The sequence below is a fragment of the Pseudomonas sp. PDM25 genome (assembly GCF_019219045.1).
Lineage (GTDB): Bacteria > Pseudomonadota > Gammaproteobacteria > Pseudomonadales > Pseudomonadaceae > Aquipseudomonas.
This window is the reverse complement of record NZ_JAHUWL010000003.1, coordinates 14,257-38,951: the sequence shown is the minus strand read 5'-3', so window position 1 is coordinate 38,951 and position 24,695 is coordinate 14,257. Positions and strand designations below refer to the sequence as shown.

Below are 24,695 nucleotides of genomic sequence, written 5' to 3'. Positions count from 1 at the left end.
TGACCCTTATACGGCCATCAGGTCTTTTTCTTTCTGCGCCAAATTCGCGTCGATTTCAGCCACGTATTTTTTGGTCAGATCATCAATTTCGCCAGTGGCGCGACGTTCTTCGTCTTCACTGATTTCTTTTTCCTTGACCAGATCCTTCAGCTGGCTGTTCGCATCACGACGGATGTTGCGCACTGCAACACGGGCATCTTCAGCGACATCGCGAGCCTGCTTGGTGAAGCCCTTACGGGTTTCTTCGGTCAGGGCCGGCATGGAGATCAGCAGCAACTCACCCAGGTTGGTCGGGTTGAGGTTCAGACCCGCGCTACCGATGGCCTTGTCGACAGCACCGAGCATGTTGCGCTCAAAGGCAACAACTTGCAGGGTACGGGCGTCTTTGACGGTGATGTTCGCTACCTGCTTGATCGGAGTATCGGAACCGTAATACGGCACCATCACACCTTCAAGAATGCTTGGATGCGCCTGGCCAGTACGAATACGGCCGAAGTTGTGCATCAGCGACTCGACGGATTTCTGCATACGCTCTTTAGCGTCTTTCTTGATTTCGTTGATCATTGTTGGCCTTCCTCGATCAGGGTCCCTTCAGCGCCGCCGTGCACGATATTCAGCAGGGCGCCGGGCTTGTTCATGTTAAATACGCGCAACGGCATCTTGTGGTCGCGGCACAGGCAAATAGCGGTCAGATCCATCACGCCCAGCTTGCGATCCAGCACTTCATCGTACGTCAGATGATCGAACTTCTCGGCATGCGGGTCTTTGAATGGGTCAGCGGTGTAGACGCCATCGACCTTGGTCGCCTTAAGCACGACATCGGCATCGATTTCGATTGCACGCAAGCACGCTGCCGAATCCGTGGTGAAGAACGGATTGCCGGTACCGGCCGCGAAAATCACGACGTCCTTGGCGTTCAAGTGGCGCATGGCTTTGCGGCGATCATAGTGATCGGTTACGCCAACCATGGAAATGGCCGACATCACGATGGCCGAGATATTGGCACGTTCCAGCGCATCGCGCATGGCCAGGGCGTTCATCACAGTGGCCAGCATGCCCATGTGGTCGCCGGTAACCCGATCCATGCCGGCCGCGCTCAGCGCTGCACCACGAAACAGGTTGCCGCCGCCGATCACCAGACCGACCTGAACACCGATGCCGACCAGTTGACCGACTTCCAGCGCCATGCGATCCAGAACTTTCGGATCGATCCCGAACTCTTCCGAGCCCATCAGGGCCTCGCCGCTAAGCTTGAGTAGAATGCGTTTATAGCGAGCCTGATAACCACTGCCCTGCTGAGCCATTGCGAATCTCTCCTGCGGCGTATTTTAAAAATTCTTTGCGAGCTGTTTACAGCTGGCGTTCACTCTAACTTGGCACTGCTTCAGCGCCATCGGAACATGGCTTTGTAAGCCAGTTCCAAAAGGAAACCAATTAAAAATTGGTGCCCCATCTGAAAAGAGGCTGCGCGCGTGAGCGGGCAGCCTCTTCAGGGCGACAGTTAAAAAACCGTCTTATTGCTTGGCGGCAGCCAGCTGGGCAGCAACTTCTTCAGCGAAGTTGTCGACCGGCTTCTCGATGCCTTCGCCTACTTTGAAGTAGGTGAAAGAAACGATTTCAGCACCGGCTTTCTTGGCCAGTTCGCCAACTTTGATTTCAGGGTTCTTGACGAACGCCTGCTCAACCAGGCTCGCTTCAGCCAGGAACTTGCTGATACGACCTTTGACCATGTTTTCAACGATGTTTTCTGGCTTGCCAGCGATCTTGTCAGCGTTGAGGGTCAGGAACACGCCTTTCTCGCGCTCGACAGCTTCAGCGGAAACTTCCGATGGCAGCAGGAATTCAGGGTTGGTGGCCGCTACGTGCATAGCGATGTCTTTGGCCAGCTCAACGGTGCCGCCTTTGAGAACAACCGCAACACCGATCTTGTTGCCGTGCAGGTAACCACCAACAACATCACCTTCAACGCGAGCCAGGCGACGGATGTTGACGTTTTCGCCAACCTTGCCGACCAGAACCAGGCGATCAGCTTCTTGAGCTTCGATCAGCGGAGCGACGTCAGTCAGTTTGTCAGCGAACGCTTTTTCAACGCTGCCAGCAACAAATGCCTTGAAGTCGTCCTGCAGAGCCAGGAAGTCGGTCTGCGAGTTCACTTCCAGCAGAACGGCGGTTTTACCGTCTTCCTTCAGAGCGATCGCGCCTTCAGCGGCAACGTTGCCAGCTTTCTTGGCAGCCTTGATGGCGCCCGAAGCACGCATGTCATCAATGGCTTTTTCGATGTCGCCGCCAGCCTTGGTCAAGGCCTTTTTGCAGTCCATCATGCCTTCGCCAGTACGCTCGCGCAGTTCTTTGACCAACGCTGCAGTAATCTCTGCCATTTCAAAATTCCTCTTGGATAGGTTTTCAACCATTCCACCCGATCGAACGGGCGATCAATTCTTCCCGAACCACCCTTGCTGGCTGCAGCAGGTTACAAAGGCTGTAACTGCGCTGCCGACAAACGGTTTTCGAGGTGGCAAAAAGGGGGCCAAGCCCCCTTTTTGCTTACTGAGTCAACGCCTGGGCGTCAATTACTCAGCTGCTGCTACCGGAGCTTCTTCAACGAACTGCTCGGTGCCGCCAGCAACGTGGTTGCGACCGCGGATAACAGCGTCAGCCATCGAACCCATGTACAGCTGGATAGCGCGGATTGCGTCATCGTTGCCTGGGATGATGTAGTCAACGCCTTCCGGGCTGCTGTTGGTATCGACTACGCCGATAACCGGGATGCCCAGCTTGTTGGCTTCGGTGATCGCGATGCGCTCGTGATCAACGTCGATAACGAACAGTGCGTCTGGCAGACCGCCCATGTCCTTGATACCACCCAGGGAACGATCGAGCTTCTCAAGATCGCGAGTGCGCATCAGCGCTTCTTTCTTGGTCAGCTTGGCGAAAGTACCGTCTTCGGCTTGCACTTCAAGGTCACGCAGACGCTTGATGGAAGCACGGATGGTTTTGAAGTTGGTCAGCATGCCGCCCAACCAGCGGTGATCGACGTACGGCGAACCGCAACGTGCTGCTTCTTCAGCAACGATCTTGCCAGCGGAACGCTTGGTGCCGACGAACAGAATCTTGTTTTTGCCCTGGGCCAGGCGCTCTACGAAAGTCAGAGCTTCGTTGAACATTGGCAGGGTTTTTTCAAGGTTGATGATGTGGATCTTGTTACGCGCGCCGAAAATGTACTTACCCATTTTCGGGTTCCAGTAACGGGTCTGGTGACCGAAGTGCACACCGGCCTTCAGCATATCGCGCATGTTGACTTGGGACATGATAGTTCCTTAATAAGTCGGGTTTGGCCTCCACGTATCCCAATGACCAACCAGCAGCATCAGCTGAAGGCACCCAGGTCATCGTGTCGACACGTGTGTGGATTTAGGCTTTTCAGGGGATCCCCGGAAAGCGGCGCATTTTATATCACAAGGCAGAAAAAAACGGAACCCGGATTGTTAAATCCCGGCGCGTGCTTTGGTTCCAGCCCTTGGAATCCGCCAAGAATGCGCCATTCTATAAGGAGAAGCGATGCACAGAGGCTCAGATTTGCGCTGCTCGTCTGTTAGAATCGCGTTTTTAAGGGCCGCGAAGATCGATCGCGTAACGCCCATTTCGTTTTAGAAGGCGCCATCGAGCGCAGAGAGAGCCTGTATGACCGTCACCCTCAAAACCCCAGAGGACATCGCAAAAATGCGCATCGCCGGCAAACTGGCCGCCGATGTGCTGGAAATGATTGCCGAACATGTCAAGCCGGGCATTACCACTGAAGAACTGGACCGCATCTGCCACGACTATATCGTCAATGAGCAGAAAGCCATCCCTGCCCCGCTCAACTACAAGGGCTTTCCGAAGTCGATCTGCACCTCGATCAACCATGTGGTCTGCCACGGCATCCCGAACGAGAAGCCGCTGAAAGATGGCGACACGCTGAACATCGACGTCACCGTCATCAAGGACGGCTACCACGGCGACACCAGCCGCATGTTCCACGTCGGCACCGTGCCGGTCTGGGCCGAGCGCCTGTCGCAGGTCACCCAGGAATGCATGTACAAGGCCATCGAAATCGTCAAACCCGGCTGCCGCCTGGGCGACATCGGTGAAGTGATCCAGAAGCACGCTGAAAAGAACGGTTTTTCCGTGGTTCGCGAGTTCTGCGGTCACGGCATCGGCAAGGTATTTCACGAAGAGCCGCAGATCCTGCACTACGGCCGCGCTGGCACCGGCATGGAGCTGAAAGCCGGCATGACGTTCACCATCGAGCCGATGATCAACCAGGGTAAGGCCGACACCAAGGTATTGGGCGACGGCTGGACCGCAATCACCAAGGACCGCAAGCTGTCGGCACAGTGGGAACACACCCTTCTGGTAACCGAAACCGGTTACGAGATCTTCACCCTGCGCGCCGACGACACCATCCCGCGCGTTTCGGCCTGATCCGGGCGCGCAGCTCCTCAGCCTTATAGACAGGAAAGCCAATCGATGCCGCAGGTGGATCCCGAACTCTTCGACCGTGGCCAGTTCCAGGCTGAACTGGCCCTGAAGGCAAGCCCGATCGCGGCCTTCAAGAAAGCGATTCGCCAGGCCCGCGAGGTGCTCGACGAGCGCTTTCGCAGCGGCCGCGACATTCGCCGGTTGATCGAGGATCGCGCCTGGTTCGTCGATAACATCCTGCAAAAGGCCTGGGAGCAGTTCGATTGGAGCGAAGACGCCGACATCGCGCTGGTCGCGGTCGGCGGCTACGGTCGCGGTGAGTTGCACCCTTATTCCGACATCGATTTGCTGATCCTGCTGGACAGTGCCGATCACGAAGTTTTCCGAGATTCCATCGAGCGTTTTCTGACGCTGTTGTGGGACATCGGCCTTGAAGTGGGCCAGAGCGTTCGCTCCGTGGACGAATGCGTCCAGGAGGCCCGCGCCGACCTGACGGTTGTCACCAACCTGATGGAAAGCCGTACCATCTGCGGCCCCGAGCGCTTGCGCCAGCGCATGCTGGACGTGACCAGCACCGCGCACATGTGGCCGAGCAAGGACTTCTTCCTGGCCAAACGCGCCGAGCAGAAGGCCCGCCACCACAAGTACAACGACACCGAATACAACCTGGAACCCAATGTTAAAGGCTCGCCCGGCGGCCTACGGGATATTCAGACGATTCTGTGGGTGGCCCGTCGCGAGTACGGCACCCTGAACCTGCGGGCCCTGGCCGGCGAAGGTTTCCTGGTCGAGAGCGAAAACGCCCTGCTGGCCTCCTCCCAGGAATTCCTCTGGAAGGTTCGTTACGCCCTGCACATGCTCGCCGGCCGTTCCGAAGACCGCTTGCTGTTTGATCACCAGCGCACCATTGCCGGGCTGCTGGGCTTCAAAGGCGATGACGCCAAGCAAGCCATTGAAAACTTCATGCAGCAGTATTACCGGGTGGTCATGAGCATTGCCCAGCTCAGCGACCTGATCATCCAGCACTTCGAGGAAGTCATCCTCGCACCGGAAGACGAAGCGCCGCCGCAGCCGATCAACTCGCGATTCCAGCTGCACGACGGTTACATCGAGGCGCGCAACGACAACGTGTTCCGCCGCACACCGTTCGCCATGCTGGAAATCTTCGTATTGATGGCTCAGCAGCCGGAAATCAAAGGCGTGCGCGCCGACACCATTCGTCTGCTGCGAGAAAACCGTCATCTGATCGACGATGATTTCCGCAACGACATCCGCAATACCAGCCTGTTCATCGAACTGTTCAAGTGCAAGATCGGCATCCACCGAAACCTGCGACGGATGAACCGTTACGGCATCCTCGGGCGCTACTTGCCGGAGTTCGGCTTCATCGTCGGGCAGATGCAGCACGACCTGTTTCACATCTATACGGTCGATGCTCACACCCTGAACCTGATCAAACATCTGCGTAAGTTGCAGTACACCCAGGTGTCGGAAAAATTCCCGCTGGCCAGCAAGCTCATGGGCAAATTGCCCAAACCCGAGCTGATCTACCTGGCCGGCCTGTACCACGACATCGGCAAGGGCCGGCATGGTGATCACTCGGAAATCGGCGCCGTGGATGCCGAAGCCTTTTGCCAGCGCCACCAATTGCCAGTGTGGGACAGCCGCCTGATCGTCTGGCTGGTGCAGAACCATTTGCTGATGTCGACCACCGCCCAGCGCAAGGACTTGTCCGATCCACAAGTGATCCACGATTTCGCGCAGATCGTCGGCGACGAAACCCACCTCGATTATCTGTACGTGCTGACGGTCGCCGACATCAACGCCACCAACCCGACGCTGTGGAATTCCTGGCGCGCCAGCCTGTTGCGCCAGCTCTACACCGAGACCAAGCGCGCCTTGCGTCGTGGCCTGGAAAACCCGGTGGACCGCGAAGAGCAGATTCGCCAGACCCAGAGCGCAGCGCTGGACATTCTGGTACGCGGCGGCACCGATCCGGACGATGTCGAGCAATTGTGGGCGCAATTGGGTGATGACTACTTCCTGCGCCACACCGCCGGCGACGTGGCCTGGCACAGCGACGCGATCCTCCAGCAGCCGGCCGACGGCGGGCCGTTGGTGCTGATCAAGGAAACCACCCAGCGCGAGTTCGAAGGCGGCACGCAGATCTTTATCTATGCGCCGGATCAGCACGACTTCTTCGCCGTGACCGTGGCCGCGATGGACCAGCTCAACCTGAACATTCACGACGCCCGGGTCATCACCTCCAGCAGCCAGTTCACCCTCGACACCTACATCGTGCTCGACACCGACGGCGACTCGATCGGTGATAACCCGGCGCGGGTCAAACAGATTCGCGAAGGCCTGACCGAGGCCCTGCGCAACCCGGACGACTACCCGACCATCATTCAGCGTCGGGTACCGCGCCAGCTCAAGCATTTCGCGTTTGCGCCACAGGTGACGATCCACAACGACGCCCAGCGTCCGGTAACGGTGCTGGAGCTCAGCGCCCCCGACCGCCCGGGCCTGCTGGCACGCATCGGCACGATCTTCCTGGAGTTCGACTTGTCGCTGCAGAATGCCAAGATCGCCACCTTGGGCGAGCGCGTGGAAGACGTGTTCTTCATCACCGACGCGAACAACCAGCCGTTGTCCGACCCATTGCTGTGCAGCCGCTTGCAGGATGCAATCGTCGAACAGCTGACCGTCAGTAACGAACCCGATATCAAACTGTCGCGCATCAGCATCTGAATTAACAAATTTTCCCCCTGTGGGAGCGAACCATGTGGTGAGGGGATTTATCCCCGCTGGGCTGCGGAGCGGCCCCGGCATTTCAAAGTTAAAGCAGGTTTACGACTGCTTCGCAGCCGAACGGGGATAAATCCCCTCGCCACACGGGCTCGCCCCCACATTAGATGAGGCCCCCATGAACAACGCTCTGAACCAGTTGCAGCCCTACCCGTTCGAGAAGCTCCGCGCCCTGCTCGGCAGCGTCACGCCAAACCCGGACAAGCGCGCCATTGCGCTGTCCATTGGTGAGCCGAAACACCGTTCGCCGAGCTTTGTCGCCGAAGCCCTGGCAAGCAATCTGGATAAGATGGCCGTGTACCCGACCACCCTCGGCATTCCGGCTCTGCGTGAAGCCATCGCCGCGTGGTGCGAACGTCGTTTCAGCGTTCCGCACGGCTGGCTCGACCCGGCGCGCAATGTGCTGCCGGTCAACGGCACTCGTGAAGCGCTGTTCGCGTTCACCCAGACTGTGGTCAATCGTGGCGACGATGCCCTGGTGGTCAGCCCTAACCCGTTCTATCAAATCTACGAAGGCGCCGCGTTCCTCGCCGGAGCCAAGCCGCATTACCTGCCGTGCCTGGACGAAAACGGCTTCAACCCGGATTTCGACGCCGTTTCCCCAGACATCTGGAAACGCTGCCAGATCCTGTTCCTGTGCTCGCCAGGCAACCCGACCGGCGCATTGATCCCGGTTGAAACCCTGAAAAAACTGATCGCCCTCGCCGACGAATACGACTTCGTGATCGCCGCCGACGAGTGCTACAGCGAACTGTACTTCGACGAACAAACCCCGCCGGCCGGCCTGCTCAGCGCCTGCGTGGAACTGGGCCGCAAGGACTTCAAGCGCTGCGTGGTGTTCCACAGCCTGTCCAAGCGTTCCAACCTGCCAGGTCTGCGCTCCGGTTTTGTTGCCGGTGACGCCGACATCCTCAAGGGCTTCCTGCTGTACCGCACCTACCACGGCTGCGCGATGCCGGTTCAGACCCAACTGGCCAGCGTTGCTGCATGGGATGACGAAGTACACGTGCGCGCCAACCGTGCGCTGTATCGCGAGAAGTACGATGCGGTGCTGGAAATCCTCAGCCCGGTGATGGATGTGCAGCGTCCGGACGGCGGTTTCTATTTGTGGCCGAATGTTGAAGGCGATGATGAGGCGTTCTGCCGTGATCTGTTCGTTGAAGAACACGTGACCGTGGTGCCCGGATCTTATCTGTCTCGCGAAGTTGATGGCTTCAATCCGGGAGCCGGACGCGTGCGATTGGCACTGGTCGCGCCGCTGGCCGAATGTGTAGAAGCGGCCAAGAGAATTCGCGAGTTTATTACCCGCAACAAGTAAATATCCCAGCCCGCACTGTGCAACGCAGTGCGGGCACTCTGATATAGCCAGTTACACTTCCCCCGAAACTAAAGCTCACCGAACTGCGGAGTCCGCCTTACTCTCATTCAGCGCATTAGCGTGCGCATCCAAACAACCTTACTTCAAGGAAGAAGTAGCCAATGAACAGTATTGAAGACTGCACCCTTATCCAATGGCCCGACGATCAACAATCCTATGAAACCGCTATCAACGAGAACCCTGAGAATGCCGGCACCGGCGGCGGCACTCGTCGCAAGCGCTCTCTGATCAATTACTCAAAGCTGTGGGCAAACGGACGCACACTCAAGATCGCGTTTATCGACAGCCCCGACGATGAACACAAACAGAAGATCATCAACGCAGCGCGCCAATGGCTGCCCCATATCAATCTGAGCTTCGACTTCGTTGAGGGGCTGGAAGGTGATATCCGAATCGCAACCAAAAACAATGACAACAGCTCAATGCTGGGCACTGACGCGCTATTGATTCATCCTGATTGGCCCACCATGAACCTGGGGGTCAAACCTGAACATGAAGATTTCGAAGTGATCGTGACTCATGAGTTCGGACATGCCTTAGGCGCGATGCACGAACATCAACACCCCGATGCGAATATTCCCTGGGATAAACCGAAGGTGTATGAGTTCTACCAGAATCGGGAAATGAATCCACTGACCAAAGAGCAAGTCGATAGAAACCTCTTTCAACCCTTCAATACAATCGAAGCGATTTATACGTCTTACGACAGAAAGTCGATCATGCACCACCCGGTGGCTAATACGCTGACAGTGGGCGATTGGGAATTACCTATCAACCGAAAGATCAGTAAAAAAGATAAAAAACTCATGAAGTTGCTTTATCCGAAGCGCTAGCAGCCAAGCAGCCCATAGAGTCGAGTGAGCACTCGTAAAACTATTTCATCACCGGCTCTCCCCAAGCCCCTCTCGCAGCACGTCATCACTCAACTGGTGATGACGCCTGAGCTTGCCCCCAGGTGCTGCACCATCAGTCCGGCAATTTCCTGAGCGCATTTTCCAAGCAATCGACAGCATTGAAGTGCCATATTCGCCGTTTAGACTGCGGGCGAACCGTTATACCCATGTCGCACGCAGTAGCTGATCGCCATGCCCCACAGACAAACCCGACCACGACCGACGCGAAACCGTCCGCTCATGGCATAATCCGTCACCTTTTATTTCCAGCACCTGCAAAGGGGGCAATTCCTTGACCGTTTCAAGCAAAACGTTGCACCTTTTCGGCATCAAAGCCTGCGACACCATGAAAAAGGCGCGCACCTGGCTCGATGAACACGCTGTCAGCTATGACTTCCATGATTACAAAGCGGTCGGAATCGACCGTGAACACCTGACCCAATGGTGCGACGAGCACGGTTGGCAAGTGGTGTTGAACCGTGCAGGCACGACCTTTCGCAAGCTCGACGACGAACGCAAAACCGATCTCGACCAGCCGAAAGCCATCGAACTGATGCTCGCACAACCCTCGATGATCAAGCGCCCGGTGCTTGATCTCGGTGACCGAACCCTGATTGGCTTCAAGCCAGATATCTACGCGGCAGCGCTCAAGTAAGGCAGCCCGTTCCATTTTGTTAGAGGTATCAACATGTCCACTACCCTGTTCAGCCTGGCCTTTGGTGTCGGCACTCAAAACCGTCAAGGCGCATGGCTGGAAGTGTTTTACGCTCAGCCGCTGCTCAACCCTTCGGCCGAACTCGTCGCTACCATCGCACCGGTTCTGGGCTACACCGAAGGCAATCAGGCCATCGCGTTCACTACCGCTCAGGCTTCGCAACTGGCTGAGGCCCTGAAAAGCGTCGACGCTGCCCAGGCTGCCTTGCTGACCCGTCTGGCTGAAAGTCACAAGCCGCTGGTCGCGACCATTCTGGCCGAAGACGCTCAGTTGACCTCCACCCCTGAGGCCTACCTCAAGCTGCACCTGCTGTCCCATCGCCTGGTCAAGCCGCACGGCCTGAACCTGGCGGGTGTATTCCCGTTGCTGCCGAACGTGGCATGGACCAGCCAGGGCGCAATCGACCTGGCCGAACTGGCCGAGCATCAACTGGAAGCCCGTCTGCGTGGCGAGCTGCTGGAAGTGTTCTCGGTGGACAAGTTCCCGAAAATGACCGACTACGTGGTTCCGGCCGGCGTGCGTATCGCTGACGCGGCACGTATTCGTCTGGGCGCCTACGTCGGCGAAGGCACCACCGTGATGCACGAGGGTTTCGTCAACTTCAACGCTGGCACCGAAGGCCCGGGCATGATCGAAGGCCGCGTTTCCGCTGGCGTATTCGTCGGCAAGGGTTCGGACCTGGGCGGCGGTTGCTCGACCATGGGCACCCTGTCGGGCGGCGGCAACATCGTGATCAAGGTTGGCGAAGGCTGCCTGATCGGCGCGAACGCCGGTATCGGCATTCCATTGGGCGATCGCAACACCGTTGAGTCGGGCCTGTACGTGACCGCGGGTACCAAAGTGGCACTGCTGGACGAAAACAACAAACTGGTCAAAGTCGTGAAGGCCCGTGAACTGGCCGGTCAACCTGACCTGCTGTTCCGTCGCAATTCGGAGACCGGTGCCGTGGAATGCAAAACCCACAAATCGGCCATCGAACTGAACGAAGCGCTGCACGCTCACAACTGATTGCTGCAGCAACCCAACCGATCAACTGTGGGAGCGGGCTTGCTCGCGAAGCTTTTGGCGACCTCAAGGACGCCTTCGCGAGCAAGCCCGCTCCCACAGGTTCAGGCGTACACCCGCCCATGTTTAACAGGGCTCGATAGCATGATGATTGCCTCTCCCTGGCGCGCCGATTTTCCGGCCATCGCCGCATTGCAACGGCAAGACCAGACGTATCTGGACAACGCCGCCACCACGCAAAAACCTCAAGCCCTGCTGGATGCCCTGGCGCATTACTACGCCAACGGCGCGGCCAACGTGCATCGGGCGCAACACCTGCCCGGCGCCCACGCCACCCAGGCGTTCGAGGCCAGCCGCAGCAAAGTCGCCCACTGGCTCAATGCCGGCGATTGCGGGCAGATCATCTTTACCCACGGCGCAACATCTGCGCTGAACCTCCTGGCTTATGGCCTGGAACATCTTTTCAATCCGGGCGATGAAGTTGTCATCAGCGCCCTGGAGCATCACGCCAACCTGTTGCCATGGCAGCAACTGGCCCACCGTCGCGATCTGAAGCTGGTGATCCTGCCGCTGGACGCCGACGGCTTGATCGACCTTGATGCTGCCACGCAGTTGATCGGTCCGCGAACCCGCTTGCTGGCGGTCAGTCAGCTATCCAACGTGCTCGGCGCCTGGCAGCCTTTGCCCGCCCTCTTGACGATGGCCAAGGCGCATGACGCGCTGACCGTGGTCGATGGCGCCCAAGGCGTGGTGCATGGCCGGCACGACGTGCAGGGGCTGGGTTGCGACTTCTATGTGTTTTCCAGCCACAAGCTCTACGGCCCCGATGGACTGGGCGTGCTGTTCGGTCGCAATGAAGCGCTTGAGCAACTGCGCCACTGGCAATTCGGCGGCGAAATGGTGCTGGATGCGGATTATCACAGCGCACGGTTCCGCCCGGCGCCACTGGGTTTTGAGGCGGGTACGCCGCCGATTGCCGGTGTGATTGGTCTGGGGGCGACGCTGGATTATCTTGCGGGGCTCGATCAGGACGCGGTTTGCGCCCATGAAGCAGCGCTGCATGACTATTTGCTCAAAGGCCTCGAAGCGCGCAGCGGCATTCGGTTGCTGGGCAAGCCGCAACTGGCGCTTGCCAGTTTTGTCGTCGAGGGTGTGCATAACTCTGATTTGGCGCACTTACTGACGGAACAAGGGATCGCGGTGCGCGCCGGTCATCACTGCGCCATGCCGTTGCTGAAAAGCTTTGAATTGGCCGGGGCGATTCGGGTGTCGTTGGCGCTGTACAACGATTCCGAAGATTTGGAACGGTTCTTTGAAGCGCTGGATCAGGCGCTGGAGTTGTTGCGATGAACGTGCCTGCCGATGCGGTTGCGGCGCTGGAGGTTTTTCAGAATGCTGCCGGTTGGGAACAACGGGCGCGGCTGTTGATGCAATGGGGCGACCGTCTGCCTGCTTTGAGCGATGTCGATAAAGTCGAAGCCAACCGGGTGCACGGCTGTGAAAGCCAGGTGTGGTTGGTGGGTGCGCTGGATGACGGTCACTGGCAGTTTGCCGCGAGCAGCGATGCACGATTGATTCGCGGGTTGGTGGCGTTGTTGCTGGCGCGGGTGAACGGGTTGTCGGCGGTTGAGTTGCAGCAGGTGGATTTGCCGGATTGGTTTAATCAGCTTGGACTGAGCAGACAGTTATCCCCATCACGCAGTAATGGCCTCAATGCCGTGCTCCAGCGGATGAATGAGTTGGCTGGTTAATCGCCTTCGCGAGCAAGCCCGCTCCCACATTTAATTGTGTTCCCCTGAGAGAACTCGGTCGAATGTGGGAGCGGGCTTGCTCGCGAAGGCGCCATCAGCAACAACTTAAACCTCAGGCTTGACCCGATCCGCCGGTCGCCGCACCCCGGCCACAATCTTATCCACAGCCTTGGTCGCCGCGACCATGCCAAACGTCGCCGTCACCATCATCACCGCACCAAACCCTCCGGCGCAGTCGAGCTTTACACCATCACCGACAAAACTCTTCTGCAAGCAAATGCTGCCATCCGGTTTCGGGTAGCGCAGTTGCTCGGTGGAAAACACGCAAGGCACGCTGTAATGGCGGGTCACGGTGCGTGAGAAGTTGTAATCCCGGCGCAAGGTCGAGCGCACTTTCGAAGCCAACGGATCATTGAAGGTCCGGTTCAAATCGCACACCTGAATCAACGTCGGATCAATCTGCCCGCCCGCGCCACCGGTGGTGATGATCTGGATCTTGCGGCGCTTGCACCAGGCAATCAGCGCCGCCTTGGCATTCACGCTGTCGATGCAATCAATGACGCAGTCGATGTTCGGCGTGATGTATTCGGCCATGGTCTCGCGGGTGACGAAGTCCGCCACCGCGTGCACGGTGCAGTCCGGGTTGATCCCGCGCAGGCGCTCGGCCATCACGTCAACCTTGGGTTTGCCGACGGTGCTGTCCAGCGCGTGCAACTGACGGTTGGCGTTGCTGACGCAGACGTCGTCCAGGTCAAACAGCGAAATCTCGCCCACGCCACAACGGGCGACGGCTTCCGCCGCCCAGGAACCGACGCCACCGACGCCGACGATCGCCACGTGGGCCGCGCGCAAACGCTCCAGGCCGTCGATGCCATACAAACGGGCGATGCCTGCAAACCGCGGATCTTCTGTACTCATGACCATTACCCCAAAAACCGGCGCGCATTATAGGGCCGTCAGCGGCCAAGAGCATCTTTGGGCTATGAACGGGCGTCTTGACCTCTTTAATCAGCCTACACAGAACCAAGATTTAACCTACAAGGTCCAACGGAAGAACTTAAACCGAGTTGGAGTGCCCAACGTCCGGCATTTCCCTGTCCGCTGTACGGTCAGTGAACGCCCGGTGTAGGATGCGCGCCCCCAGCCTCTTGGCAATCGGCCGCCGACCGTTCCTTCGTTCAGCAGCCCCTGGAACCTGAAATAGCTATGTCATCGCGTAAATTTGGACTCAACCTGGTCGTGGTGCTCGCCATCGCAGCCTTGTTTACCGGCTTCTGGGCGCTGATCAATCGCCCGGTCACCGCCCCCAACTGGCCTGAACAGATCTCCGGCTTTTCGTACTCGCCGTTCCAGCAAGGGCAGTACCCACAAAAAGAGCAATACCCGACCGACGATGAAATGCGTCGCGATCTGGAGATCATGAGCAAGCTGACGGACAACATCCGTACTTACTCGGTCGATGGCAGCCTGGGTGATATTCCCAGGCTCGCCGAAGAATTCGGTTTGCGCGTGACGCTGGGTATCTGGATCAGCCCGGACCTTGAGCGCAACGAGCGTGAAATCCTGCGCGCCATCGACCTGGCCAATACCTCCCGCAGCGTGGTCCGCGTGGTGGTGGGTAACGAGGCGATCTTCCGTAAGGAAATTACCGCCGCCGAACTGAGCGTGATCCTTGATCGCGTCCGCGCGGCAGTGAAAGTACCGGTGACGACCTCCGAGCAATGGCACGTCTGGGAAGAAAACCCGAGCCTGGCCAAGCACGTCGACCTGATCGCCGCCCACATCCTGCCGTACTGGGAACATGTTCCGATGGAACAGTCCGGGCAGTTCGTACTCGACCGCGCCCGTGACCTGAAAAAGATGTTCCCGAAAAAACCGCTGCTGCTGTCGGAAGTCGGCTGGCCGAGCAACGGCCGTATGCGTGGTGGCGCCGACGCGTCGCCGGCAGACCAGGCGATTTATCTGCGGACCTTGGTCAACAAGCTCAATCGCCAGGGCTTCAACTACTTCGTGATCGAAGCCTTTGACCAACCGTGGAAGGCCAGTGACGAAGGTTCCGTGGGCGCTTACTGGGGTGTTTTCAACGCCGCGCGCCAGCAGAAATTCAACTTTGAAGGCCCGGTCGTCGCGATCCCGCAATGGCGCGTGCTGGCCATCGGTTCGGTGGTGTTGGCTCTGCTGTCCCTGACCCTGCTGATGATCGACGGCTCGGCCTTGCGTCAACGCGGCCGCACCTTCCTGACCTTCATCGCGTTCCTCTGCGGTTCGGTGCTGGTATGGATCGGTTACGACTACAGCCAGCAATACAGCACCTGGTTCAGCCTGACGGTGGGCTTCTTGCTTGCCCTCGGCGCACTCGGGGTGTTTATCGTGCTGCTGACCGAGGCGCATGAGCTGGCCGAAGCGGTCTGGACCCACAAACGCCGGCGTGAATTCCTGCCGGTGGTGGGCGATTCGGACTACCGACCGAAAGTCTCGATTCACGTACCTTGCTACAACGAGCCACCGGAGATGGTCAAACAGACCCTCAACGCCCTGGCCAACCTCGACTATCCGGACTTCGAAGTCCTGATCATCGACAACAACACCAAGGACCCGGCGGTCTGGGAACCGGTGCGCGATTATTGCGAAACCCTCGGCCCGCGCTTCAAGTTCTTCCACGTCGCACCATTGGCCGGCTTCAAGGGAGGCGCGCTGAATTACCTGATTCCGCACACCGCCAAGGATGCCGAAGTGATTGCGGTGATCGACTCGGACTACTGCGTCGACCCGAACTGGCTCAAGCACATGGTGCCGCACTTCGCCGATCCGAAAATCGCCGTGGTGCAGTCGCCACAGGATTACCGCGACCAGAACGAAAGCACCTTCAAGAAGCTCTGCTACGCGGAATACAAAGGCTTCTTCCACATCGGCATGGTTACCCGTAACGACCGTGACGCGATCATTCAGCACGGCACCATGACCATGACCCGGCGCTCGGTGCTCGAGGAACTGGGCTGGGCTGACTGGTGCATTTGTGAAGACGCCGAGTTGGGTCTGCGCGTGTTCGAGAAAGGCTTGTCAGCGGCGTATTACCACACCAGCTACGGCAAAGGCCTGATGCCCGATACCTTTATCGACTTCAAGAAACAGCGTTTCCGCTGGGCTTACGGTGCGATTCAGATCATCAAGCGTCACACCGCCAGTTTGCTGCGCGGCAAGGACACCGAGCTGACCCGTGGCCAGCGTTACCACTTCCTCGCGGGCTGGTTGCCGTGGGTGGCGGATGGCATGAACATCTTCTTCACCGTGGGCGCCCTGTTGTGGTCGGCGGCGATGATCATCGTGCCGCAACGGGTCGATCCACCGTTGTTGATTTTCGCGATCCCGCCATTGGCGCTGTTCGTGTTCAAGGTTGGCAAGATCATCTTCCTGTACCGCCGTGCGGTCGGGGTCAACCTGAAGGATGCATTCTGCGCGGCACTGGCCGGTCTGGCGTTGTCGCACACCATCGCCAAAGCGGTGCTGTACGGTTTCTTCACCAGCAGCATTCCGTTCTTCCGCACCCCGAAAAACGCCGATAACCACGGCTTCTGGGTGGCGATTTCGGAAGCTCGCGAAGAAATGTTCATCATGCTGCTGTTGTGGAGCGCAGCGCTGGGGATTTTCGTGGTGAACGGCATGCCGAGCAACGACATGCGCTTCTGGGTGACCATGTTGCTCGTGCAGTCGCTGCCGTACCTGGCGGCGCTGATCATGGCGTTCTTGTCTTCCCTGCCGAAACCGGCGGTCGAGGGCGAGACGGCTCCGGCGGTCTAAATCGCTCCAGATGCACTAAACGGCGGCCAATGGCCGCCGTTTTGCTTTAAGATAACCGCCATTTTGCAGGGCTTGGCGTGATATACGGTCTTTCTGACCGTACTCGAAACCTGTGGGAGCGGGCTTGCTCGCGAATGCGGTGTAACAATCAACTTTTATGCTGACTGACACACCGCATTCGCGAGCAAGCCCGCTCCCACATTTAGTCCGCGCCCATATTTCATGTTTTCGGAGTTTCCCATGACGGCCCACGCCGACCTTTCGCCGACCCTTCAACTCGCCATCGACCTGATCCGCCGTCCGTCCGTGACGCCGGTCGACGCCGATTGCCAGAAGCAGATGATGCAGCGCCTGGGCGATGCCGGTTTTATGCTGGAACCCATGCGCATCGAAGATGTGGATAACTTCTGGGCGACCCACGGTAAACACGACGGCCCGGTACTGTGCTTCGCCGGCCACACCGACGTGGTGCCGACCGGCCCGGTGACCGCCTGGCAGATCGATCCGTTCAATGCGGTGATCGATGAACACGGCATGCTCTGCGGCCGTGGCGCGGCAGACATGAAAGGCAGCCTCGCCTCCATGACCGTGGCGGCCGAGCGTTTCGTCGCCGACTACCCGGATCACAAGGGCAAGGTCGCTTTCCTGATCACCAGCGACGAAGAAGGCCCGGCGCACCACGGCACCAAAGCTGTGATCGAACGCCTTGCCGCCCGTAAGGAGCGTCTGGACTGGTGCATCGTCGGCGAACCGTCGAGCACTACCCTGGTGGGCGATGTGGTCAAGAACGGCCGTCGCGGCTCCCTCGGTGCCAAACTGACCGTGCGCGGCGTGCAAGGCCACGTGGCGTATCCGCACCTGGCGAAAAACCCGATCCACCTCGCCGCCCCGGCACTGGCCGAACTGGCCGCCGAGCACTGGGACCACGGCAACGATTTCTTCCCGCCGACCAGCTTCCAGATCTCCAACGTGAACTCCGGCACCGGCGCGACCAACGTGATTCCGGGTGATCTGGTGGCGGTGTTCAACTTCCGCTTCTCCACCGAATCCACCGTGGAAGGCCTGCAAAAGCGCGTCGCTGACATCCTCGACAAGCATGGCCTGGACTGGCACATCGACTGGGCGCTGTCCGGCCTGCCGTTCCTCACCGAACCGGGTGCATTGCTGGATGCCGTTGCGTCGAGCATCAAGGACATCACCGGTCGTGAAACCAAAGCTTCCACCAGCGGCGGCACCTCCGACGGGCGCTTCATCGCGACCATGGGTACTCAGGTGGTTGAACTGGGCCCGGTCAACGCAACGATCCACCAGGTCAACGAGCGTGTACTGGCTGCCGACCTCGATGTGCTGACCGAAATTTACTACCAGACCCTGATCAAGTTGCTCGCCTGATGCTCGCCTGCCCGATCTGCAGTGAACCGCTGAACGCGGTGGACAACGGCGTGGCCTGCCCCGCCGGGCATCGTTTCGACCGTGCGCGTCAGGGTTACCTGAACCTGTTGCCGGTGCAGCACAAGAACAGCCGCGACCCTGGGGATAACCTGGCGATGGTCGAAGCCCGCCGCGATTTCTTGAACGCCGGCCATTACGCGCCGGTGGCCAAGCGTCTGGCAGAACTGGCCGCTCAGTACGCCCCGCAGCGCTGGCTGGACATCGGTTGTGGCGAGGGTTACTACACCGCGCAAATCGCCGAGGCATTGCCGAACGCCGACGGTTACGCGCTGGACATCTCCCGGGAAGCCGTTAAACGCGCCTGCAAACGCAACCCGCAGCTGACCTGGTTGATCGCCAGCATGGCGCGGGTGCCGTTGGCCTCCGGCAGCTGCCAGTTTCTCGCCAGCGTCTTCAGCCCGCTGGACTGGGAGGAAGCCAAACGCCTGCTCAGCCCCGGCGGCGGTTTGATGAAAGTCGGGCCGACCAGCGGCCATCTGATGGAATTGCGTGAGCGTCTGTACGACGAAGTCCGTGAATACACCGACGACAAGCATCTGGCTTTGGTGCCGGAAGGCATGGCGCTGCAACACAGTGAAACCCTGGAATTCAAACTGACGCTGGAAAAGGGACAGGACCGTGCAAACCTGTTGGCCATGACACCCCACGGCTGGCGCGCCAGTGCCGAACGCCGGGCGGCGGTCATCGAACAGGTCGAGCCATTCGAGGTCACTGTTTCAATGCGCTACGATTACTTCGTACTTCAATAATTCTTAATTTTTTGGTCTTCGGCATTTGCCTTAGGCCGGCTAAATCCGCGAATGGATTTTTCAGACCCGCAGTGAGGACATCCATGCGCCAACCCGATATCGAGATTTACCTGAAAGACGCCGACGTCGACTACAAGGCCGTCGCGGCCTGGCTCGGCACTGCTTTGGGCCCATGCACCGACTGGGTCCAGAAAGGCCAGACCTACAAGTGCAAGGCCGGCAACGTGTCGGTCACCTGGCTGCCGAAAGCAGTGGGCAAATGGAACAGCCTGTTCCTGGACAGCGACCAGACCCCGTGGGAAGACGACATCGCCTGCGCCCGCGCAGCGTTTGCCGCGCTGAACGTCGAAGTGCGTTGCGCACCGGGTAGCTGGGTCGAGGAAGAAGGTGAGGAGACCGCCGATCGCTGGATGCGCATCAGCGCGGATGGTGAAGAAGAGATCACCTGGAAAACAGTCTAAAAGCTGTACACAAAACCTGTGGGAGCGAGCCTGCTCGCGATGAGGCCCTTTCAGTCAACATCAATGTTGAATGTCAGTCAGCTATCGCGAGCAGGCTCACTCCCACAGTTGTTTTGGGTGATCTGAAGAGCGGGTTTACAAGCCTACAACGTCTTCAGCCTGCAAGCCTTTCTCGCCAGTCACCACGCCGTATTCCACCTGCTGGCCTTCCGCCAGCGAGCGATGCCCCTCGCCGCGGATCGCGCGGTAGTGCACGAACACGTCCACTCCATCCTCGCGCTGAATGAAGCCGTAGCCCTTGGCGTCGTTGAACCACTTCACATTGCCGGTTTCGCGCGTTGCCATGTCAGTACCCCCTTGTTTTTATTTTGAACGGCCGAGTATATGACAGCCGCCAAAACTCTCAACTCACTTTACTTAGCCGCTTTTTTGCCGATTTTCGGCGAATACGGCACACTAGGGGGCGTTCTCAATGAGTTTTCACGCCGCGCCGGGTCTGCTGTTGTGCAGGGCAAGGCGCGAGAAGCGTGGTTTGGTCATTCCAAATAAGCTTCGAGCAACGCAGCCCTGCACAACAGCAGGCCCGGCCCTTCGGGTTGTGCCTTAAAGCGGGCCAGGCTGCGTTGCAGGCCTTGGAAAGGGAACAACCATTCCCCGCGGCCTGCGCCTTGCCTGGCCCGCTTTAAGGCGACAACGCGGCGTGAAAACTCATTGAGAACGCCCCCTACGACCGCCCGAGCATTTGCTCGGTTTTTTCCACTCATGCAGAAGCCGTATGACCCGCTCCCCGTTCCGCCGTCTTGTGTTTGGCACCCTGCGTCGACTGTTGTACCTCTGGGTTCGCTCGGAGACGATCAATCAGTCGTCGTTCACCCTCAACCTCGACCGCAGCCGCCCGGTGTTCTACGTCCTGCAAAACCCTTCGCTGACCGACCTGGCCGTGGTCGATACCGAATGCAGCAAGGCCGGCCTGCCGCGCCCGGTGTTGCCGGTCTCGGTAGGTACGCTGGAGGAACCCGCCGCGTTCTTTTACCTGACGCCAGAACCCGATTGGCTCGGCCGCCAGGACAAACGCGGCGCGCCGCCGACCCTGACCCGCCTGGTCAGTGCCCTGAGCCAGAACGCCGCCGAAGATGCGCAGATCATTCCGGTCAGCGTGTTCTGGGGCCAGTCGCCGGACAGCGAGTCGAGCCCGTGGAAACTGCTCTTCGCCGACAGTTGGGCGGTCACCGGACGCCTGCGTCGGTTGCTGAGCATCATTGTGCTGGGGCGCAAAACCCGCGTTCAGTTCTCCGCGCCGATCCATCTACGCGAGCTGATCGACCACAACAAGGGCCACGAGCGCACCGTGCGCATGGCCCAGCGAATTCTGCGGGTGCACTTCCGCAACCTGAAAGCGGCGGTGATCGGTCCGGACATTTCCCACCGTCGCAACCTGGTCAAAGGCCTGCTCAATCAGCCCTTGGTCAAGCAAGCGATCCTCGATGAAGCCGAGCGTGAAAACATCTCCCCGGAGAAAGCCAAGGCCCAGGCCCTACGCTATGGCAACGAGATCGCCTCCGACTACACCTACACCGCAATCCGCTTCATGGAAGTGGTGTTGAGCTGGTTCTGGAACAAGATCTACGACGGTATCAAGGTCAACAACATCGAAGGCGTGCAAAAGGTCGCACCGGGTTACGAAGTGATTTACGTACCCTGCCACCGTAGCCACATCGACTACCTGCTGCTGTCCTATCTGCTGTTCCGCAATGGCCTGACCCCGCCGCACATCGCCGCCGGGATCAACCTCAACATGCCGGGAATCGGCGGCCTGCTGCGACGCGGCGGTGCGTTCTTCATGCGCCGCACCTTCAAGGGCAACCCGCTCTACACCTCGGTGTTCAACGAATACCTGCACACCCTGTTCACTAAAGGCTTCCCGGTGGAGTACTTCGTCGAGGGTGGCCGCTCGCGCACCGGGCGCATGCTGCAACCGAAAACCGGGATGCTGGCGATCACCCTGCGCAGCTTCCTGCGTTCGTCGCGGATGCCGATCGTTTTCATCCCGGTCTACATCGGCTATGAGCGTGTGCTGGAAGGCCGGACCTACCTTGGCGAACTGCGTGGGGCGACCAAGAAGAAAGAATCGATCTTCGACATCTTCAAAGTCATCGGCGCCCTCAAGCAGCGTTTCGGCCAGGTCGCGGTGAACTTCGGCGAGCCGATCAAACTGGCGGAATTCCTCGACAGCGAGCAGCCGGACTGGCGTCAACAGGAACTCGGTCCGCAGTTCAAACCGGCCTGGCTCAACGAAACCACCAACCGCCTCGGCGAGAAAGTCGCGCAGCACCTGAACGAAGCCGCGGCGATCAACCCGGTCAATCTCGTGGCGCTGGCGCTGCTGTCCACCAGCCGTCTCGCGCTGGACGATCGCGCCATGGCACGGGTGCTCGATCTGTACCTGGCGCTGTTGCGCAAGGTCCCGTACTCGCCGCACACCACGCTGCCGGAAGGTGACGGCCGAGCGTTGATCGAGCATGTGAAGGACATGGATCTGCTGTCCGAGCAGAGCGATGCCCTGGGCAAGATTTTGTATCTGGACGAACAGAACGCCGTCCTGATGACCTACTACCGCAACAACGTTTTGCACATCTTCGCCTTGCCGGCGCTGCTGGCGAGTTTCTTCCAGAGCGCCTCACGCATGAGCCGTGAACAGATCCTGCGCTACACCCGCGCGCTGTATCCGTACCTGCAATCGGAGCTGTTCATTCGCTGGTCGCTGGACGAACTGGATGCGGTGATCGATCAATGGCTCGAAGCCTTCGTCGAGCAAGGTCTGCTGCGTTTCGAGAACGACGTCTACCTGCGCCCGGCGCCGAGCTCGCGGCATTTCGTGCTGCTGACCCTGCTGTCGAAGAGCATCGCCCAGACCCTGCAACGCTTCTACATGACGGTCTCGCTGCTGCTCAACAGCGGTCAGAACAGCATCAGCGCCGAAGAGCTGGAAGACTTGTGCACGGTCATGGCCCAACGCCTGTCGATCCTCCATGGCCTCAACGCCCCGGAGTTTTTCGACAAGAGCCTGTTCCGCCACTTCATCCAGACCCTGCTCGACCTCGACGTGCTCAAGCGCGACGAGGCCGGCAAGCTGAGCTATCACGAACTGCTCGGCGAACTGGCCGAAGGTGCGGCCAAGCGAGTGTTGCCGGCGGAGATTCGCTTGTCGATCCGTCAGGTCGCGTTGCATCGCAGTGAAGATGCGGCGGATCAAGTTTAGTTGCGATTAGCGGTAACTTTCTGACAACGATTATAAGAACAAGGATGTTCTTATAATCACCCAGTTATGAATTAATAGAGGCCCTCTACAACTAATCCCGATACGGATATCGCGATGAACCCATTAGAAAACACCACCCCATACGTCACCCTCACCTTTAGTTTGCCTGAAGACTATCTTCCGCCCAGCGGTGGCGAAGGCGAAACTTATATAAGCGTGCATACCGCAAACTCTTCCACCCCCATCAAAGTGGCGCAATCCCGTGAACCCGTACTGCACAGTGGGCGCTGGAATTTTTACTTTGCACACAACTACTCCGATGTCAGCGTTAAATACCTGGTCACCGTCAGAATGACCCACAACGGCGTTCCACTGCTGATTGACCTGGACTACTTCGTGATCGTCCACCGTGCACCGCACCGGCAAACCCTACACCTTAGCCCCATCGGTCGCCTCTATCTCCAGGCACAGGAGCCTCGGGCGGTCCAACCTGAACACGCTGTAACCGTTGTCGCCCACGAGCACGACGATACGGCTGCACAACTGACGCAAATACATATCAGCGAAAAAATGGCGGAGGCGTTTTACCTGGAATACGATCCGGACACTGTCGTACCTGGTAAACGCTATACGCTGGCAGCCACTGAAAATGAATACCACAATGCAATTACGGTATATCCAGGATCCGTTGTATTGAAACCCTTTGGTAGAACCTGAAAAAAGCGCCCATCAAAAGATTCATAGGGAGAAACCACCGGAAAAATCCGTTAAATTGCTGTTGGCGTTCGTCTACTTCGGGCGCCAACGACAGGGATTCAACTCATGAAAAAACTCTCGCTTCTAGGGCTTACGGCTTTACTCGCTGCCTGCCAATCAATACAACCCACCGCTAAAACCAGCCTCAATGGCGAAGTTTTCTACCTGCAACGCATCGCCCTCCCGCCGAGCGCCACATTGAGCGTCAGCCTGCAGGACGTGTCCCTCGCCGACGCACCCGCCGTGATCCTCGACGAACAGAAAGGCCCGGTCAAAGGCCAGGTGCCGCTACCCTTTCATCTGAGTTACGATCCAGCGCAGGTCAAACCGGGCCATCGTTATTCGGTCAGCGCACGGATAGAAGTGAATGGCGAACTGATGTTTATCACCACCGAACATCACGCCGTGCAACTGGATGGCAGCGATCCGCAGCCACTGAAAATCCGCGTCGACGCCGCCCGCTAATTCTCTATTTTGAACAAGGAAGCCGCCATGTTCCGCCCTACCCTTCGCTTCGCCAGCCTGTGCGCAGGCTTGATGATCTCCGCCAGCGCCCTGGCGCTGTCGCTCAACGACCTGTCACAACAAGACGCCACCGGAGGCCTCAAGGATGCCCTGACTCAAGGTGCGCAACTGGCTGTGAAACAACTGGGCACGCCGGGCGGCTTCAGCAACAACCCGGATGTGAAAATCGAATTGCCGGGCAAACTGGGCAAAGTCGCCAGCAAGATGAAGCAGTTCGGCATGGGCGACCAGGTCGACCAGCTGGAAACCAGCATGAACAAAGCGGCTGAAACCGCCGTGACGCAAGCCCAGCCGATCCTGGTGGACGCGGTGAAAAAGATGAGCGTGGAGGACGCCAAGGGTATTCTCAGCGGCGGCAAGGACTCGGCCACTCAGTACCTGAGCAAAACCAGCCGCGAACAGATCCGCGTCAAGTTCCTGCCAATCGTCAAGCAAGCCACCGACCAGGTGGGCCTGGCCAAACAGTACAACTCGTTCGCCGGGCAAGCCGCGACGATGGGTGTAGTGGATGCGAAGAGCGCCAACATCGAAAGCTACGTGACCGAGCAGGCGTTGAACGGGTTGTTCGAAATGATTGGTAAACAGGAAGAAACCATTCGCCAGAATCCTGCGGCGGCAGCCACCAGTTTGGCGAAGAAGGTGTTTGGTACCCTCTAGTACTCTCTCCTGCTAATCGTTCCCACT

Annotated in this window: 22 protein-coding genes; 16 read left to right on the top strand and 6 right to left on the bottom strand. The window is 58.7% G+C overall.

Going from position 1 to position 24,695, the window contains the following annotated elements:
* Window positions 1-6 precede the first annotated feature (6 nt).
* The 4 genes from frr to rpsB form a co-directional block, all read right to left on the bottom strand.
* Window positions 7-564 (bottom strand): ribosome recycling factor, encoded by a 558-nt coding sequence (gene frr / locus KW848_RS05680; RefSeq protein WP_008028968.1) that lies wholly within the window; start codon window positions 562-564, stop codon window positions 7-9.
* The gene (gene pyrH / locus KW848_RS05675) at window positions 561-1,304 is read right to left on the bottom strand and encodes a UMP kinase (RefSeq protein WP_003440426.1); all 744 of its coding nucleotides are present in this window, start codon (window positions 1,302-1,304) and stop codon (window positions 561-563) included. The genes frr and pyrH overlap by 4 nt, the downstream gene beginning before the upstream one ends.
* 210 nt (window positions 1,305-1,514) lie before the next feature.
* A complete protein-coding gene (gene tsf / locus KW848_RS05670) occupies window positions 1,515-2,378 on the bottom strand; it encodes a translation elongation factor Ts (protein WP_111451014.1) in 864 nt (287 codons plus the stop codon).
* 192 nt (window positions 2,379-2,570) lie between these two features.
* Window positions 2,571-3,308, bottom strand: a complete 738-nt coding sequence (rpsB, locus tag KW848_RS05665; protein WP_003219330.1) for a 30S ribosomal protein S2 — start codon at window positions 3,306-3,308, stop codon at window positions 2,571-2,573.
* Window positions 3,309-3,681: 373 nt separating this feature from the next.
* Between rpsB and map the strand changes: the two genes are divergently transcribed.
* The 8 genes from map to KW848_RS05625 all read left to right on the top strand — a co-directional run bounded on the left by map (window position 3,682) and on the right by KW848_RS05625 (window position 13,011).
* Window positions 3,682-4,464, top strand: coding sequence for a type I methionyl aminopeptidase (map, locus tag KW848_RS05660; RefSeq protein ID WP_008146676.1), 783 nt, complete (start codon window positions 3,682-3,684; stop codon window positions 4,462-4,464).
* Between the two features lie 45 nt (window positions 4,465-4,509).
* Window positions 4,510-7,212 (top strand): [protein-PII] uridylyltransferase, encoded by a 2,703-nt coding sequence (locus KW848_RS05655; RefSeq protein ID WP_111451015.1) that lies wholly within the window; start codon window positions 4,510-4,512, stop codon window positions 7,210-7,212.
* A gap of 175 nt (window positions 7,213-7,387) precedes the next feature.
* On the top strand, window positions 7,388-8,587 hold the full coding sequence (dapC, locus tag KW848_RS05650) for a succinyldiaminopimelate transaminase (protein ID WP_218536287.1): 1,200 nt from the start codon (window positions 7,388-7,390) through the stop codon (window positions 8,585-8,587).
* A 161-nt stretch (window positions 8,588-8,748) separates the two neighbouring features.
* Complete coding sequence (locus KW848_RS05645; protein WP_218536286.1) at window positions 8,749-9,480, top strand: M12 family metallopeptidase; 732 nt, start codon at window positions 8,749-8,751, stop codon at window positions 9,478-9,480.
* Window positions 9,481-9,832: 352 nt separating this feature from the next.
* Window positions 9,833-10,195 (top strand): ArsC family reductase, encoded by a 363-nt coding sequence (locus tag KW848_RS05640; protein ID WP_223528221.1) that lies wholly within the window; start codon window positions 9,833-9,835, stop codon window positions 10,193-10,195.
* Between the two features lie 33 nt (window positions 10,196-10,228).
* A complete protein-coding gene (gene dapD, locus KW848_RS05635) occupies window positions 10,229-11,263 on the top strand; it encodes a 2,3,4,5-tetrahydropyridine-2,6-dicarboxylate N-succinyltransferase (protein ID WP_218536285.1) in 1,035 nt (344 codons plus the stop codon).
* Between the two features lie 141 nt (window positions 11,264-11,404).
* Window positions 11,405-12,610, top strand: a complete 1,206-nt coding sequence (locus KW848_RS05630; protein ID WP_218536284.1) for an aminotransferase class V-fold PLP-dependent enzyme — start codon at window positions 11,405-11,407, stop codon at window positions 12,608-12,610.
* Window positions 12,607-13,011 (top strand): SufE family protein, encoded by a 405-nt coding sequence (locus tag KW848_RS05625; RefSeq protein WP_218536283.1) that lies wholly within the window; start codon window positions 12,607-12,609, stop codon window positions 13,009-13,011. The genes KW848_RS05630 and KW848_RS05625 overlap by 4 nt, the downstream gene beginning before the upstream one ends.
* Before the next feature lie 105 nt (window positions 13,012-13,116).
* Here the strand turns inward: KW848_RS05625 and tcdA are convergent, their stop codons facing one another.
* Complete coding sequence (gene tcdA / locus KW848_RS05620; protein WP_371918014.1) at window positions 13,117-13,929, bottom strand: tRNA cyclic N6-threonylcarbamoyladenosine(37) synthase TcdA; 813 nt, start codon at window positions 13,927-13,929, stop codon at window positions 13,117-13,119.
* Between the two features lie 288 nt (window positions 13,930-14,217).
* Here tcdA and KW848_RS05615 point away from each other — a divergent pair, with 288 nt between their 5' ends.
* The 4 genes from KW848_RS05615 to KW848_RS05600 all read left to right on the top strand — a co-directional run bounded on the left by KW848_RS05615 (window position 14,218) and on the right by KW848_RS05600 (window position 19,471).
* Entirely contained in the window at window positions 14,218-16,809 is a 2,592-nt protein-coding gene (locus KW848_RS05615; protein ID WP_192406369.1) for a glycosyltransferase, read from the top strand.
* Between the two features lie 240 nt (window positions 16,810-17,049).
* Window positions 17,050-18,201, top strand: coding sequence for a succinyl-diaminopimelate desuccinylase (dapE, locus tag KW848_RS05610; protein WP_218536282.1), 1,152 nt, complete (start codon window positions 17,050-17,052; stop codon window positions 18,199-18,201).
* Window positions 18,201-19,010, top strand: coding sequence for a putative RNA methyltransferase (locus KW848_RS05605; protein ID WP_218536281.1), 810 nt, complete (start codon window positions 18,201-18,203; stop codon window positions 19,008-19,010). The genes dapE and KW848_RS05605 overlap by 1 nt, the downstream gene beginning before the upstream one ends.
* Window positions 19,011-19,093: 83 nt before the next feature.
* Window positions 19,094-19,471: a hypothetical protein gene (locus tag KW848_RS05600; protein WP_008146702.1), complete on the top strand. Its 378-nt coding sequence runs from the start codon at window positions 19,094-19,096 to the stop codon at window positions 19,469-19,471.
* A gap of 135 nt (window positions 19,472-19,606) precedes the next feature.
* Here KW848_RS05600 and KW848_RS05595 read toward each other — a convergent pair whose 3' ends face one another.
* On the bottom strand, window positions 19,607-19,816 hold the full coding sequence (locus KW848_RS05595; protein WP_008146705.1) for a cold-shock protein: 210 nt from the start codon (window positions 19,814-19,816) through the stop codon (window positions 19,607-19,609).
* Between the two features lie 430 nt (window positions 19,817-20,246).
* On the opposite strand from KW848_RS05595, the gene plsB reads away from it, so the two are divergent.
* The 4 genes from plsB to KW848_RS05575 all read left to right on the top strand — a co-directional run bounded on the left by plsB (window position 20,247) and on the right by KW848_RS05575 (window position 24,668).
* The gene (plsB, locus tag KW848_RS05590; protein WP_218536280.1) at window positions 20,247-22,730 is read left to right on the top strand and encodes a glycerol-3-phosphate 1-O-acyltransferase PlsB; all 2,484 of its coding nucleotides are present in this window, start codon (window positions 20,247-20,249) and stop codon (window positions 22,728-22,730) included.
* A gap of 114 nt (window positions 22,731-22,844) precedes the next feature.
* On the top strand, window positions 22,845-23,447 hold the full coding sequence (locus KW848_RS05585) for a hypothetical protein (protein ID WP_218536279.1): 603 nt from the start codon (window positions 22,845-22,847) through the stop codon (window positions 23,445-23,447).
* A gap of 105 nt (window positions 23,448-23,552) precedes the next feature.
* Complete coding sequence (locus KW848_RS05580; RefSeq protein WP_192406352.1) at window positions 23,553-23,951, top strand: YbaY family lipoprotein; 399 nt, start codon at window positions 23,553-23,555, stop codon at window positions 23,949-23,951.
* 27 nt (window positions 23,952-23,978) lie between these two features.
* The gene (locus KW848_RS05575; protein ID WP_218536278.1) at window positions 23,979-24,668 is read left to right on the top strand and encodes a DUF4197 domain-containing protein; all 690 of its coding nucleotides are present in this window, start codon (window positions 23,979-23,981) and stop codon (window positions 24,666-24,668) included.
* The last annotated feature ends 27 nt before the right edge of the window (window positions 24,669-24,695 follow it).